General features: G+C 67.4%; 12 protein-coding genes. 2 read left to right on the forward strand and 10 right to left on the reverse strand.

Features of this window, described 5'->3' with window-relative positions:
• Nucleotides 1-38: 38 nt before the first annotated feature.
• The 8 genes from ACWDU4_RS14800 to ACWDU4_RS14835 form a co-directional block, all read right to left on the reverse strand.
• Entirely contained in the window at nucleotides 39-1,856 is a 1,818-nt protein-coding gene (locus tag ACWDU4_RS14800; RefSeq protein WP_450114652.1) for a sigma-54-dependent Fis family transcriptional regulator, read from the reverse strand.
• 79 nt (nucleotides 1,857-1,935) lie between these two features.
• Complete coding sequence (locus tag ACWDU4_RS14805; RefSeq protein WP_450114653.1) at nucleotides 1,936-2,748, reverse strand: hypothetical protein; 813 nt, start codon at nucleotides 2,746-2,748, stop codon at nucleotides 1,936-1,938.
• A gap of 75 nt (nucleotides 2,749-2,823) precedes the next feature.
• Entirely contained in the window at nucleotides 2,824-5,145 is a 2,322-nt protein-coding gene (locus ACWDU4_RS14810; RefSeq protein WP_450114654.1) for a hydantoinase B/oxoprolinase family protein, read from the reverse strand.
• A 25-nt stretch (nucleotides 5,146-5,170) separates the two neighbouring features.
• Complete coding sequence (locus ACWDU4_RS14815) at nucleotides 5,171-7,297, reverse strand: hydantoinase/oxoprolinase family protein (RefSeq protein WP_450114655.1); 2,127 nt, start codon at nucleotides 7,295-7,297, stop codon at nucleotides 5,171-5,173.
• A gap of 30 nt (nucleotides 7,298-7,327) precedes the next feature.
• Nucleotides 7,328-7,747, reverse strand: coding sequence for an acetone carboxylase subunit gamma (locus ACWDU4_RS14820; RefSeq protein ID WP_450114656.1), 420 nt, complete (start codon nucleotides 7,745-7,747; stop codon nucleotides 7,328-7,330).
• 46 nt (nucleotides 7,748-7,793) lie between these two features.
• Complete coding sequence (locus ACWDU4_RS14825; RefSeq protein WP_450114657.1) at nucleotides 7,794-9,713, reverse strand: hydantoinase/oxoprolinase family protein; 1,920 nt, start codon at nucleotides 9,711-9,713, stop codon at nucleotides 7,794-7,796.
• Between the two features lie 686 nt (nucleotides 9,714-10,399).
• Nucleotides 10,400-10,750 carry an enoyl-CoA hydratase-related protein gene (locus ACWDU4_RS14830; RefSeq protein WP_450114658.1) on the reverse strand — a complete coding sequence of 117 codons (351 nt, stop codon included), beginning with the start codon at nucleotides 10,748-10,750 and terminating at the stop codon, nucleotides 10,400-10,402.
• Nucleotides 10,656-10,913 carry an enoyl-CoA hydratase-related protein gene (locus ACWDU4_RS14835; protein WP_450114659.1) on the reverse strand — a complete coding sequence of 86 codons (258 nt, stop codon included), beginning with the start codon at nucleotides 10,911-10,913 and terminating at the stop codon, nucleotides 10,656-10,658. The genes ACWDU4_RS14830 and ACWDU4_RS14835 overlap by 95 nt, the downstream gene beginning before the upstream one ends.
• Nucleotides 10,914-10,966: 53 nt before the next feature.
• Here ACWDU4_RS14835 and ACWDU4_RS14840 point away from each other — a divergent pair, with 53 nt between their 5' ends.
• The gene (locus ACWDU4_RS14840; protein WP_450114660.1) at nucleotides 10,967-11,116 is read left to right on the forward strand and encodes a hypothetical protein; all 150 of its coding nucleotides are present in this window, start codon (nucleotides 10,967-10,969) and stop codon (nucleotides 11,114-11,116) included.
• A 93-nt stretch (nucleotides 11,117-11,209) separates the two neighbouring features.
• Here ACWDU4_RS14840 and ACWDU4_RS14845 read toward each other — a convergent pair whose 3' ends face one another.
• Nucleotides 11,210-11,674: a pyridoxamine 5'-phosphate oxidase family protein gene (locus tag ACWDU4_RS14845; protein WP_450114661.1), complete on the reverse strand. Its 465-nt coding sequence runs from the start codon at nucleotides 11,672-11,674 to the stop codon at nucleotides 11,210-11,212.
• Nucleotides 11,675-11,737: 63 nt separating this feature from the next.
• Here ACWDU4_RS14845 and ACWDU4_RS14850 point away from each other — a divergent pair, with 63 nt between their 5' ends.
• Nucleotides 11,738-12,694, forward strand: a complete 957-nt coding sequence (locus ACWDU4_RS14850; protein WP_450114662.1) for a helix-turn-helix transcriptional regulator — start codon at nucleotides 11,738-11,740, stop codon at nucleotides 12,692-12,694.
• Nucleotides 12,695-12,698: 4 nt separating this feature from the next.
• On the opposite strand, the gene ACWDU4_RS14855 is transcribed toward ACWDU4_RS14850, so the two are convergent.
• A complete protein-coding gene (locus ACWDU4_RS14855; RefSeq protein WP_450114663.1) occupies nucleotides 12,699-13,661 on the reverse strand; it encodes a DUF389 domain-containing protein in 963 nt (320 codons plus the stop codon).
• Between the last annotated feature and the right edge of the window lie 10 nt (nucleotides 13,662-13,671).

Raw genomic sequence — 13,671 nt, forward strand, 5'->3', positions numbered from 1 at the left:
CACCCGGAACCGGGCACTGCCCGCTCCCGGAAACGTCTTCACCCGATGGGGTCGGCCCCGTCCGCGAGCCCGAACTTCGTCAGCTTCCGATACAAAGACGATCGTGAAATTCCGAGCGCACGAGCAGTTTTCGCCCTGTTCCCGCCGGTTCCTCGCAGTGCTTTGGTCACCACGTCACGCTCGGCCGCTTCGACGGCGCTCAGTTGGCGTCGCGGCCCGTGGTGACACCATTCGGGCAGATCGTCCCGCGTGATGCGTCCAGCCGGTCGTAGCGCGACGGCACTGCGTAGCGCAGCCTCGAGCTCGTGGATGTTGCGCGGCCACGGGTAGCTCACGAGCAGGCGCATCGCGTCGGGCGTGAGCTCGCGGCTCGACGATCCGGTGATCACCCGAAGCACCTGCTCGGCCACCACGGGGATGTCGTCGGTGCGGTGCCGCAGCGCGGGCACGTGCACGGTCCGTTCAAGCGCGTCGAGCAACGGCACGAGGAACTCCGGCGCTGGATCATCCGAATCCTGCATGGTGGCAACAACGAACACGTGGTCGGGACCGGGCTGAGCCAACACCGCCGCCAGGGTCGCCACAACCGGCTCGGGCATGGATCGAAGGTTGCGCAGCACGTACAGAGTTGGCGTCGCGGAGTCGACGGCGAGCCCGGAGAGGTCGGCGCCGCTGCCGTCCACGAGGATGCTGCGCCCGCCCGGCACCACCGAATGGAAGATCTCCGATGCCAGCGACGCCTTGCCCGTGCCCGGCTCCCCGGTGACCAGAATCCGTTCCCCCGCGCGCACCGCGTCCTCGATCTCGCTACAGGCCCGGGTCCAGAGGGCCGAGCCGCCGCCGGCCCGCAGCGTGTCGGTTCCTGCGGCGGCCAGGCCGGCAAGATACGGGCGCATCCGGGGCGAAGCGACGGGGCGGACCGCAGCCGGGATCGTGGCCGCCGCGGCGGTCGATTCGGACACGTCGATCAGGTATCCGGCGGTGTCCTCTCCGGCTCGGATCCGGGTGGCCCGCACCCGGACGAAGACGCCGTCGGGCAGTTCGACATTCTCGTCGATACGGTCGCGATGCCCGATCATGTAGTCGACGTGCTCGCCCACGCGGCGCTGGTTCGCCGGCCCCAGGATTGCGTGGGCGAGGGGATTCGCCAGCGACATCGCGCTGCCCGTGGCGAGCAGCGCCGTCTCACCCCGCGCGTCGGCGCGCACGAACGCATCGAACAGCGCGTGCTGGCGGGCACTGCGGTCACGGAACAGGTTGAGTTCGATCTCGGATGCGGCGCTGCGCACGACGCTCGCGAGCAGCGGCGAGGAATGCTCGGCGAGACAGCTCAGGTCGACGACACCCGCGATACGACCGCTGAAGGGGTCACGGATCGGGGCACCGGAACACGCGAACGGTTGGAATCGGTCGTGGAAGTGCTCGGCGCCCTCGATCTGGACGGCCTGTCCGGATTCGAGCACGGTGCCCACGCCGTTGGTGCCGATCTCGCCCTCGCGATAGTCGAAACCGGGGGCGAGTGAAACCCGATCGAGGAGACGCCCGATACTTCGGGCACCGTCGATCCTCATCAGCACCTGCGCCTTGGCGTCGGTCAGTGCGATGCTGACGGGAACGTCGACGATGTCCGCCGCGAGTTTGTCGAAAACGGACATCGCACATTGCACCAGCCGGGATTCGCGATTCACATCACCGACGAAGCCGACGTCCCCGCCGGAAGGCTGCACCCCGGCCGCCTGCGACCGCTGCCACGACGCGGACACGACCGAAGACACCAGAGAGTCGTCCGACTCCCCGGATTCGAGGAACCCGGCACGGGCGACGGCCACCTGCAGCCGTCGGTCTGCATTCTTCATCGCGTTCCCCTCGCCCGTACCGTTGTGGCCCGACTCACACGAGGGTATCCCGCGGGGTCCGCGGGATACCGGGCCGTGGTCACACCGTCGCGGTCCCGTCACCGACCCGGTCGAGGTCGGACAGCCTGGCCAGCACCGTTTCGGGCACCGCTTCCGCGGGGAGCCGGGCGAGCCGGAACGTCCCGGACGCTGCGGGCACGGCGGCGTTGTCGGCGAGCCAAAAGCCTGCGCCGAGCACGTCCCCGCCGTGTTCACCGAACGTCACGCTCGGGTCATCGCGCAACCCGAGCTCCCACCGGTAGTGCATGGCGACGTTGGCGATCGGCGCATAGGCGTCGGCGGGCACGTCGGGCACACCTCCGGCCATACGCTCGTCGAGCAGCAGCGCCGCGACGGGCACGTCGGCGAACCCGCGAAGCCAGTCCGCGACGTAGATCGCCGCGTTCTCCACCCGGTCGGCGTCGAGATCGTCCGTCGTTCCCGGGTGCGTCTGCTCCAGCCATGCCCGCGGAGACGGGATCTGCAGGACGAGCGGCAGCCGTGTCGTACCTGCCACGGTGGCAACCAGCGTCACCGCCGCCCGGCCGGCGTCCGCGTCACCGAGCAGTACGCGCAGCGCGTATCCGGGACGCGACCGTGCGGTCATCGCCTCATGCAGACGCAGCTCCCGAGCGAGGATCCGGTAGTAGGCGCCGAGGTCGAGCAGAGTGACGTCCGGGCGCAGCAACCCGTGTGCCTGGTTGAGCAGGTTCGACAATGCAGTGGGGTCGTCCCAGGGAATCGGGTTGCCTCGCAACAGGACCTGCCGACTGTAGTCGAGATGATCGACGATCAAGGGGGTCCTGCGCCCCGAGGCCGGTGCATCGAGAAACTCGGGCTTCGAAGTGGTCATCGTGTCGTCTCCGGGTTGAAGGGGTGCCCGCACTCACAGAGTGCGGGCACCCGGGCGGACGGGTCAGAGGGGTGATCAGGACTTGCGGTGGACCACCTCGCCGTGCTTGGCCTCGAGTTCCTTCACCCGCGCGGTCAGCTCGGCAATCTTCAGTTCGCGACGATCGGGCATCATGATGATCGGCATCTTGTCGATCGTGGTGGTGACCCGCTGCGCACCGTGGACGGTGAAGTGGGTAGCGGTCAGTTCCTCGGTGTCACCCCAGGCGCCGTAGTAGAGCAGTTCCTTCGGAGGTTCCGGGGTGACGAACTGCTCGACGAACTGCGCATAGGGAACGCCGCGGGCGATCCGCGCACGGCGCATCGAGGCTCGCAACTCCTCAGTGGCCGCGACGTCGACGACGAAAGTCTGCGGCTCGTACACGACGCCGTAGATGTCGTGGGCCACCTTCCCCGAGATGCGGTCGATCTCGAGATCGGCCACCACATCCTCCGGGGCTCGTTCGAGCGGGTCTCCGTATCCGCCGCCGGTGCCCTGCGACATCATGTACAGCTCACCGTCCTTGGCCACGTCGAACTGCAGACCCATGTGGCTCGTGATGTACTCGGCCCCCTCGAACGGTTGCTCGTTCATCACCTTCTCGATGGACAGGTCGAATCGTTCAGGATTGCGCCGCAGCTCGTCGTAGACGTTGACGCCCTTGACCATCGCCAGCGGGTAGGTGTTGCAGCCGTAACCACCGAACTGTCCGGAGACGGACGAGAACTTCGCCCCCGAGGTGACGGTCATGAAGCCCCACAACGGGGTGCCTTCCGCCGCCACGATCATCTCGTAGCCCATGCCGCCGCGGTGCTTGCCGAAGCCCTGGTTGTCGCGGACGATCCGCTTGCTCACCAGCTGCATGAAGGGCACCTCCTCCTCCATGACCTCCTGCTCGGCGGTGTCGGCCATCGCGCAGAACAGGGGCGATACGGCGTCCTCACCGTCCCGGAACGCCTTGGCGCCGCCACCCATGCCGTTGAGGTCGGCGCACAGGTTGCCGACCTGGTCACCGTGCTGGGTGACCCCGCCCCACAGGAAGGTGTTGATCTGGTTGAACCACGGGGCGATGACGTTGGAGAACTTCTCCGGGTTGGAGAACTGCAGCTTCGCCCACGGGTTCTGCAGGGCCGAGAATCCGCGGAACGAAGCCTGCAGGGACTGACCCATCGGAGCGTCGTAGCCGGCATCGGACCAGGTGTGCTCGTCGGAGATGATGTCGATCGGACTCATCGCAGACGTGCAGCGCGGCAGATCCGGCCACCAGAACGCGAGGATGGCCTGCATCATCATCGACTTGACCGAACACAGAGGCGAATTGATGGCCCGGTTGAGGATTTCGGGTCCGCTTCCGCGCAGATCGATCGTCATCTTGTCGCCCTGGACGGTGATCGCACAGGAGAGCTTGATGAGGATGTTCTCCTTGAGCGTCGAGTCCATGAACTGGTTGAACCGGACGGTGCCGTCGGGCAGCTCGCGGATGCGGCGACGCACCTCGGCCTCGACGTCCTCGACGGTGGTGCGCAGTGCGGCGACGAAGGTGTCCACCCCGACCTCGTCGATGATCGCGTCGATGCGTTCCTGGATGCGTTGTACCGCACCGATCTTCACCTTCAGGTCGGCGAGCTGGAGCTTCGGATCGCGCACCGAGTGCTGCAGGAAGGTGAGCAGGTCGCGGCGTAGCTCGCCCCGCTCGACGATCTTGAACGGGCTCATTCGCAGGCCGTCGTCGAATGGAGTCTCCGAGCCGGAGGGCATGCCGCCGGGCTCGCAAGCGCCGTTCTCGCCCTCGTGGATGGTGGCGGCCACCCACGCGATGATCCGGTCCTCGCGGATGATCGGCATGATCATCGACTGGTCGGTGTTGTGGACGTTGCCGAATCGGGCGTCGTTGTGGATGAAGCCGTCGCCCGGGTGGATGCCGACGGTCGGTTCGTCCTTCCAGTACTTCATGATGTAGCGGATCGGGTGGTGCAGGATCGCCGAGAACGCGATCACGCCGTGGCAGGACAAATAGGTCACGTCGCCGGCGGCGGTGTAGATGGCGGTGGTGAGGTCCCCCCATTTGGCGCCCGGTGCCGCCCCCATCGCCTCACACATCTCGAAGCCCTCGTCGAGGGCGCCGGAAAGGCGCTTGCGGATGCGATCCACCTGGAGCGGGTCGACGCCCTTGGCGATGCACTCCTCCTCCAGCTCGCTTCGGGAGGTGATGTGGTGCGAACGCATGATCTCCCGGTCGGGGCCGAGGAACAGCGTGGTCTCGTCCATGAATTCGTCGACCCACCGCTGTTCCTGCTCGTCGAGCGACGCGAGGCGTTCGGCGGCGGCGTGGGCGAGGTCGTCGTGCACTGTGGTCATGACATTGTCTCCTGGTGTTTCTGCGCTAGTCCTTCAGGAACCAGACGGCACCCTGCGGGGAGGGTTCGAGGCGCCAGCCCGGCTCGACGAGATAGGTCGTGTTCTCGGTGGTGACGATCGCCGGGCCAGGGATGACATGCCGGGCGTCGAGGGCCTCGGCGTCGTAGACCGCGGTGCTGATCTCCCGCTGGTGCCCGACGAAGTGCACTTCCCGATGCTCGATCGGGACGGGCAGCGTCCGCTCCCCGTCGTGGTGCAGGGAGTCGAACTCCACCGTGTCGCCGTTGACGTACGACGCGACGCGGATGGTCTGCACGCGGATCCCCGCCTCGGGTGCGGCCGACCCCTGCCCGTACCGCTGCGAGTAGATGTCGGAGAAGGTGCGGATCAGGTGTAGAACGTCCCCGACCCCGTGGATCCGGTTGATGTCGAAGGACACCGCGGTCGTCACCAGCTGATTGCCGTACCGCAGGTCCATCTCGAGGCGATGCTCGATCACGTCGTCGGCGATGCCCTGCCGACGCAGATCCTCCGCGCCGCGTACCTCCAGCGCGGTGACGATGTCGTTGAACTCCTCGTAGCGGTCGTAGAGTCCGCGCGTGGTGGCGTTGTAGAGAACCACGTGCACGCCGCGTTCGTGGATGTGCAGCTGCTTCATGTTGCCGGCGCCGCACGCGGAGAACACCGACGAGAACGGCGGCGCGAGGATCCGGCGGATGCCCGCGTGGTCGGCGATACCGCACGCGTGCAGCGGGCCGTTGCCGCCGTAGGCGAGCATCGTGAAGTCCTCGGGCAGGTAGCCGCGCACCCGCAGTTCCTTGGCGATACCGATCGCCATCTGCTCGTCGACGGAACTCTTGATGACCTTGGCGACGTCGATGACGTCGAGGTCCAGTTCGTCACACAGGTTCTCCTCGACGGCAAACGCCGCGCGCTTGCGGTTTAGCTTGATGAAGCCGTTCGCGTAGTTGTCGGGGTCGAGGTAACCGAGCAGCAGGTCGGCGTCGGTCACCGTCGGGCGCAGACCGCCGCGGTCATAGCACGCCGGGCCCGGGTCCGATCCCGCAGACTCGGGGCCGAGCCGCACGGACTGGTGGATCCGGTCGTAGCTGGCAATGGAACCTCCTCCGGCGCCGAGGGTTTCGAGGTGAATCATCGGCACGGACACCAGCCACCGGTCGATGGTGGGTTGGAAGTCGTAATGCCTTACACCGCCGGCAGGCACCAGACCGATGTCGAAGGAGGTACCGCCCATGTCGGTGGTGATGATGTTGCCGATGCCCGACGACTCCGACAGGTGTTCGGCGGCACTGACCCCCGCGACCGGACCCGAATGGATGGTCTGCAACGCATCGGTCGAGTTCATCTGCGCCATGCCGCCGGAGTTGTGAATGATGAGCATCGGCTTGTCGTAGCCGGAATCGCGCAGGTTGTTCGCCAGCTGACTCATCGCGTGGAACATGATGTCGTGCAGGAAACCGTCGACGATGGTGGAGGTGGCCCGCACGTACTCGCCTTTGCGGCCGGACACCTGGTGGCCGAGCAACACCGGGATCGCGCCGAGCTGATGCTCGGGGTACTCCTCCTGGATGATCTCCATGATCCGCAGCTCGTGCGCCGGGTTCTCGGTCGAGTTGACCAGCGACACCACAAGCGCCTGAGCGCCGGCGTCGACGAGTTCGCGCACCATCTCGCGAACGTTCTGTTCGACGAGCGGTACGACGATGGTGCCGGCCGAGTTGACTCGCTCCTGCACAGAACGGATCAGGCTGCGGTGCACCAGCGGCTCGGGTCGTTCGGCGGCGGGCAGGTTCTGCTGCATCGACGGGTCCAGGCCCTCTCCGTAGCCGCGACCGCGGGAGAGCGGGATGGTGTCCTCGAAGCCGTGGGTGACGATGGCGCCGACCCGCGGTCCCTTGCGTTCGATGAGCGCGTTGGTGCCGAGGGTCGTGGCGTAGCGCACCGAATCCACTTGGGAAAGAACATCATCACGGTCGAGATCGGCGCGCCGGCAGGCGAGGTCGAGTGCCTCGTTGAAGCCCTGCGCAAGGTTGTGGTGGGTGGTGAGGGCCTTGGCCTCGACGTACTTGTCGTCCCAGGCGAAGAAGCAGTCGGTGAAGGTGCCGCCGATGTCGACGGATATGCGTTTCATGGTGACGGGAATCCTTGCGGTCGAGGTGATTCAGTGGTGGTTGCGACGGCCTTCGAACTCGCCCTCTGCGTCCTGCCCGGGGCCGTAGGTGATGACCTGTTCCGGGTCGGTGCCGCGTTCGAGCCACTGGGCGCGCAGGGCGTCGATGTCCCATTCCATGTCGACGGTCGGCGGATGACCCGGCGGGATGTACTCGGTCTCCATCTGCGTGCCGCACCCCGGGCAGTAGTACTCGAGAATCCGGCAGTAGTCCGGGTCCGGGGAGAAGGTGAACTCGTACCGGTCCGGGTCGATGATCGGCTGATGGATCTCGCGCGGGTCGCGGTCGTAAACCAGGGTTCCTTCCTTGTAATTGCCGCGGGCGCTGCCGAGTTCGTGGCGGCACACCCGGCACACCCACAGTTCGGTCTCGAGGTCGATGACCAGGTATTCGGTCATGGGAATTCGCATGTCGTGCATCCTTCGAAGCGGTCGGAGCAGGCGTCGCGCCTGCCGATCAGTGGGTGTCGGTGAGCAGCAGGTCACCGCCGGCGGTGACGTGGAAGGTCCAGCCGTCCTGCACCCGGGCGGTGAAGAAGGGGCCTTCGACGATGGCGGGGCCTGCGGCCGTGGCACCCGGCCGCTGATCGGTGAGCGTGTACACCGGAACCGCGGCGCGTCCGGCGGCGCCGAGCACGGTGCGAGCGCCGGTCTGCTCCGGTTCGCGGGCTTCGGCGAACGAGCCGTTGGGCAGCGCGATCCGGTTCATCCTGCGGGTGACGACGAGGGTCAGCGCGGTGGAGGCGCCGGCGACGACTGTCACGGGCTCGCCGGGCCGGTAAGCAGCCTCGTCGACGGTGATCCCGCGCTCGTCCTCTGTGGTGACGGTCCACGACAGCGCGCATTCGCCGAGGGCGTGGCCCTCCTGGAACATGTCGCGTTCCGCCTTGGCGAGCAAATCCGCCGCGGCGGCGCCGAGGGTTGCGTCGGTGGTGTCCGTGAGATCGGCTTCGTAGCTCTGCCCGATGTCCGAGAAGCCGATGCCGAACGCCGAGAACACCGCGGCCAGCTTGGGGATCAGCACGCTGCGCACCCCTGCAACGCGGGCCGCGCCGCAGGCGCTCATGGGACCGGCGCCGCCGAAGGCCGCGATCGTGGTCTGGTCGCTGTCCCCGACCGCGGGCGCGACGGCGGTACCCATGGCCGTGAAGTAGGCCTGTTCCATCGCCAGCAACGCCTCGTCGAGGGTGAGACCGAGCGGTTCCGCGACGGTAGCAGTGACGACCGCGCGGGCCCGGTCCGCGTCGAGGGAGAAGCCGCCGTCGAGGTAGGTGGCCGGATCGAGGACACCGAGCAGCAGGTTGACGTCGGTGATCGTGGCGGAGGTGCCACCGAAGCCGAAGCAGGCGGGACCCGGTGCCGCGCCGACGCTCTCCGGGCCGACAGTGATGACGCCGTCGGTGACCGCGATGACGGAACTTCCTCCGATGCCGGCGGATTCGACGTTCGACATCGGGAACGAGATGGGGATCCCTGCGATGGATCCGCGTCGATCGGTGAGGATTTCCCCTCCGGTGACAGTACCGATGTCGGTGGTGGTGCCACCGACATCGATCATGAGGACGTGCTTGAGTCCGTAGATCTCGGCGAGCGCCCGGGTGCCTTCGAGACCGCCGCGCGGTCCCGACGAGTAGGTTTTGAGGGCAACGGATTTCGCGACTCGTGAGGAGGCACCGTCGTTGCGATAGATCAGCAGCGGATTGCGGACGCGATAGTCGCGCAGCCGGTGCTCGGCGTTGTACAGGAATCTCTCCATCGTCGGATGCAGGAACGTGTTGATCACCGCCGACCAGATGCGCCGGGCCCGGGTGCGGTCGGTTGTGAAGTCCCACGAGTACAGGAACGGCACCGACCCGAGCAGGTGCCGCGGAAACCTGCGCAACAGGACCCTGCGGACCTCCCGTTCGCGGCCGTCGTTGGTGTCACCGATCGCGACGACGATGCGGGCCGCGCCGTCGGTGATGAGCCGATTGACCTTCACCACGAGCTCACCGTCGAGGTCGTCCGCGGCGGTGTCGATCACCGCGACCCTGGCGCCGACGAGGTCGTCGAAGAGGGCGCGCTGCTCGGGGCTACGGCGCAGCTCGTCGGCAGTGTCGGGTGAGTCGGTGATGATGCCGACACGGGGACCCTTGCGCTCGACGAGTGCATTCGTGCCCTGCGTGGTCGAGTATCGGATGTGCGCGGTCGAGTGCAGCAGCTCGGGCAGCTTCTCGGTACCGTAGATCTCCCTCGACACCTTGGTCAGGCCGTCGAACAGGCACTGAGACAGGTCGAACGGGGTGGTGAGCGTCTTGGTGAAGCTGAAATCGTGGCCGTCCCACGCGCAGATGTCGGTGAGGGTACCGCCGTTGTCTATGTTGATCAGTCTGTCCATGGTGTCCTCGGTCCAATGCGGTGTAGCGATGCGGATAAGAAGATCCTGAGACCAACGGCGAGATGTGAAGTGTGTCACTTGCGCACACCCGGTGTGATGGATGACTCAACCAGGTGTTTTGGTATGTCGGATACCTCGCGAGGGGCGAGCGCGACCTGTGCCGGCGGTGTGTCGGCCGCCGCCCGCGCGAACGACATTTCCGCAGGGAAGAGCCCCGGGCAACGCGGTGGTGACGCCCCGCCGGAGAGAATGTGTCCGGATTCGGGACACTGCGGGCGCGGTCGTAACCCGCCGCTGCAAACTGCCAAAGAGAGTCACACTGGCCGGCCGAGCACCGCGCTTGGTTGGTAGCTGCCGACGACCATGGGAAGCGCATCGGCTAGATCGCCGCCACCGCACGTGGAGGCGTCGATGCTCTTCGACCCTCAACGCTCCAAATCAGCGGGGATGCCTGAATACCCCGCCCGCTTGCATCGTTCTCGCCCCTTCGCGAAAGGCGAAGGCTCGGCAGCCGCACTCCTGTGGACCGGCGGGCCACCCTTCCGCCCGCAGGGGTGCTCAAGTAGCCTGCGAATCAAGCGCCAGTCCGGTGAACTCGTACATGACCTGATCAACCAGCATGGGATCGGTCCGGCTGTCGACAAGCTCGAACCCGACATCGAGCCAACCTTCGCCTCGAGGCGAGTTCAGTTTCCTGACCACTGTGCCCTCTCCTTTCTCGGGAACGCAGATACCCCGGCCCGGAAGTCGTTGCTGCCGTACACGTGACGGACGGTGTCGGCTGATTCAGGCAACTCGGTGTTACGGATCCGCCGGAGCACTTCACGGGTAGCGGATATCGTCAAGGGTGCGGCTGCGAGGAGATCTCTCACCGCCTGCTCTTCCAGGATGTTGACGTTGTCGCGCTCCGCCACCTCTGTGACGAAGCCGATGTCAGCCGCCTCAGTGGCACCGAGCATCCGTGCTCGCGCCACCATGGACGTGAGCCGCGAGGATCCGATTCGGTCGGCGAGCAGGGCAAGAGGATATGTGGACATTGCATTGCCCAGTTCGTGCGGTCGGCAGCCCGAAGGATGAGGCTGGCGTCGGGATCCGGACGTCGCACGCGGCCGCCAACAATAGCCCCGATCCTGCGCAGGCGCCGTCGATCACCGCGAGTGTCGGTACTCGTACCCTCTCCAGTGTTTCGAGGACCGGCACGAATTGATCCTCGTATGCCAGCCCGTCTTCGCCGGTTGCGAAGGACCGGGAAGATGTCCAGCATCGTCTCCGACCGCAGCCAACCCGGCGTCACCGCGACCGCCGAGCCCCCGCGCGGCGCCAGTTCGTACTCCTGCGCCGTGGTCATCCGCTGCACCGCGGCCTTGACCAGGTCGTACCAGAAGCCGACCTGGTGCCGGTAGACGACGTTGGAGTCCGCGGTGCCGTCGGTCATCTCGACTACCAGCCCGCCCGGCCTGCTGATCAGCAGGGGGAGCGTGAGGTGGCTGGTGCGCTCACCGGCTGCGCCTGGTGACGCCGGCGCCGGGCAGCCACAGGTCGACGTGCAACTTGTCGTCCGACACGGTGGTCAACACCACCGAGTCGATGTCGAGTTCGAAGAAATGGGCATCGCCGCCCGGATCGTCCGGGTAGCAGTCACGGATCGCCTGCTTCTCCTCCCCGACGAGTTCGCGGGCACGCCCCGAGATCTTGGCGTCTCCGCCCTCCATCGTGTGGTGGCCAGGGTTCGAGTGCAACGCGTAGCGCGGGTCGCGCCGCAGGTCCAAGACCTTGCGGGCGTTCGGCATCGAGCCGAGCACGAGCAGCCCGAGGAATGTCTCCACCTCGGTGCCGCTGACCCGCGGCGACCCGTCGGCCCGCAGGGTCGCCAGTACGTGGTGTTTGTGTGCGGTCAGGCGGGCCCGGATCGCGTCGGCCAGGTCGGGCGCCTCGTCGGAGAACTGCTGCCAGGTCGTCATGGCGTCCAGTCTGCGGGACAATTCCTGACATCTTCTGTCATGAATTGTTCGTAGACTCCGCCCGTGCGATCCAGCAGACTGCTCGACCTGATGCTGCGCCTCCAGGGTGGGCCCGGCAGCACCGCCAACCGGCTGGCCGAGCAACTGGGTGTCTCGGTGCGCACCGTCTACCGCGACGTCGCCGCGCTGCAGGCCGCCGGGGTGCCGCTCTACACCGAGACCGGGCCCGGCGGGGGCATCAGACTGCTCGACGGCTGGCAGTCCAAGCTCAGCGGGATGACCGCAGCCGAGACGTCCGCGCTGATGCTGCTCGGCATCCCGGCGCTCGCCGCGGACCTCGGGCTGGGGGAGCAGACCGCGTCCGCGGAGGCGAAGTTGCTCGGGGCCATGCCGCTCCCGCTGCGCGCCGGGGCGCAGCTGTGGCGGTCCCGGTTGCACGTCGACGCACCCGGCTGGTTCGGGACCCCCGATCGGACAGCGAATCTCGCGGTGGTGGCCCGGGCCGTGCTGGACGGGACGCGCCTGCGGATCGGCTACCGCAAGGGAACCCGCACCACCACCCGTACCCTCGACCCGCTCGGCCTGGTCGCCAAGGCCGGCGTCTGGTACCTGGTCGCGGCCCACCGAGGCAGGGTCCTGTCGTTCCGGGTCGAGCGGATCACCGACGCAACGATTCTCGACGGCCGTGCGCACCGCCCCGACGGCTTCGACCTGGCAGCCTGGTGGGCGTCGTCGGCCGCCGAGTTCGACCGCTCCCTGCTGCGCTACCCGTGCCGGGTGCGGTTGTCCCCGGCCGCGTGGCGATCGTTGCCCGCGGTGGTCGGGGCCGAGGCCGCCCGGGTGACACCCGGTCCCGCGGACGCGGACGGCTGGGTGGAGGTGGACCTGCGACTGGAGGCGGAAGACGTTGCCGTGCAGCAGCTCACCGCGCTCGGAGACGGTGTCGAGGTGCTGACGCCCGCGGCGCTGCGCGCCGGACTCCGCGCGATCGGCGAGGCGCTGGCCCGGCGCAACCGCTGAGCCGTCACAACATCCGGCGTCGCCGGTCCAGCGCGGAGGCGCGGCGCACCGCCACCCGAGACCACACGGCCTGCTGGATCGCCAGGGTCGCCCACCCCGCCAGGGCCATCCCGGTCAGGTTCAGCAGCAACTGCTGGGTGCTGCCCCAGATCTCGTGGCCGGCGCCGAACGCGATCCCGAGACCGACGTTGCCCGCCGCGGGCACCGTGGTCACCGAGATGAACACCCCGGACAGCCCGCCCAGCTTCGACGACGTGAGCGACAGCACACCGGCCGCCGCGGCGATCACCGCGACGATGAACGACCACTTGTCCGGGGTGTAGATGAACGCCGTGTCCGGGCGCGGGCCGGTCACGTCCTCGAGCGTGACCCAGCCCAGCGCCCGACCGGCCAGCGCCGCCAGCGCGGTCGCCACGATCGCGACCACGAACCCGACGGCCAGGGTGCGCACCGCCGTCGCCAGCAGCACGTACCGGCGCCTGACCAGGGCGACCCCGAGCGCCGCGATCGCACCGAATTCCGGACCGAGCACCATCGCGCCGATCACCAGGATCTGCGAGTCGGTGATGATCGCGATCCCGGCCAGCAGCGTGGCGAGGGTCATGAAGCTGAGGTACGTCCAGTTGAGCTCGACGTCCTCGTAGGAACGTTGCGCCACCTCCGCCCACACCACGGTGTCGGCGCTGCTGCCCGGGCTGCGCAGTTCGGCGTCGAGTCCGTCGCGGGACAGCCACGCGTGCACCGGCTCGATCTCGATGCTGCCGCGGTGGTGCAGGCCGGTGCCTCGCAGCGCCTCGATCACCTCGTTGGCGACCTCGCGGGCGATATCCGCGTGCACGATGTCGCCGACCGGGCGCACCGCCACACCGCGCAGCACCGCGAGTCCACTGACCCCGGGTTCGTCCTCGAGTATCCGTACCGCCTCGTCCGTCAGATCGGACGGAGTCAGGATCCGCAGATGCAGCATGCGGTCAGTG

The sequence above is a fragment of the Rhodococcus sp. NPDC003348 genome (genome assembly GCF_053589375.1).

Excerpts from the sequence above, each read along its gene's own strand:
- ACWDU4_RS14845 (WP_450114661.1), bottom strand. The coding sequence starts at position 11,674 with ATGACGACCTGGCAGCAGTTCTCCGACGAGGCGCCCGACCTGGCCGAC.
- ACWDU4_RS14855 (WP_450114663.1), bottom strand. The coding sequence starts at position 13,661 with ATGCTGCATCTGCGGATCCTGACTCCGTCCGATCTGACGGACGAGGCG.
- ACWDU4_RS14800 (WP_450114652.1), bottom strand. The coding sequence starts at position 1,856 with ATGAAGAATGCAGACCGACGGCTGCAGGTGGCCGTCGCCCGTGCCGGG.
- ACWDU4_RS14840 (WP_450114660.1), top strand. The coding sequence starts at position 10,967 with ATGTCCAGCATCGTCTCCGACCGCAGCCAACCCGGCGTCACCGCGACC.
- ACWDU4_RS14825 (WP_450114657.1), bottom strand. The coding sequence starts at position 9,713 with ATGGACAGACTGATCAACATAGACAACGGCGGTACCCTCACCGACATC.
- ACWDU4_RS14810 (WP_450114654.1), bottom strand. The coding sequence starts at position 5,145 with ATGACCACAGTGCACGACGACCTCGCCCACGCCGCCGCCGAACGCCTC.
- ACWDU4_RS14805 (WP_450114653.1), bottom strand. The coding sequence starts at position 2,748 with ATGACCACTTCGAAGCCCGAGTTTCTCGATGCACCGGCCTCGGGGCGC.
- ACWDU4_RS14830 (WP_450114658.1), bottom strand. The coding sequence starts at position 10,750 with ATGTCCACATATCCTCTTGCCCTGCTCGCCGACCGAATCGGATCCTCG.
- ACWDU4_RS14820 (WP_450114656.1), bottom strand. The coding sequence starts at position 7,747 with ATGCGAATTCCCATGACCGAATACCTGGTCATCGACCTCGAGACCGAA.
- ACWDU4_RS14815 (WP_450114655.1), bottom strand. The coding sequence starts at position 7,297 with ATGAAACGCATATCCGTCGACATCGGCGGCACCTTCACCGACTGCTTC.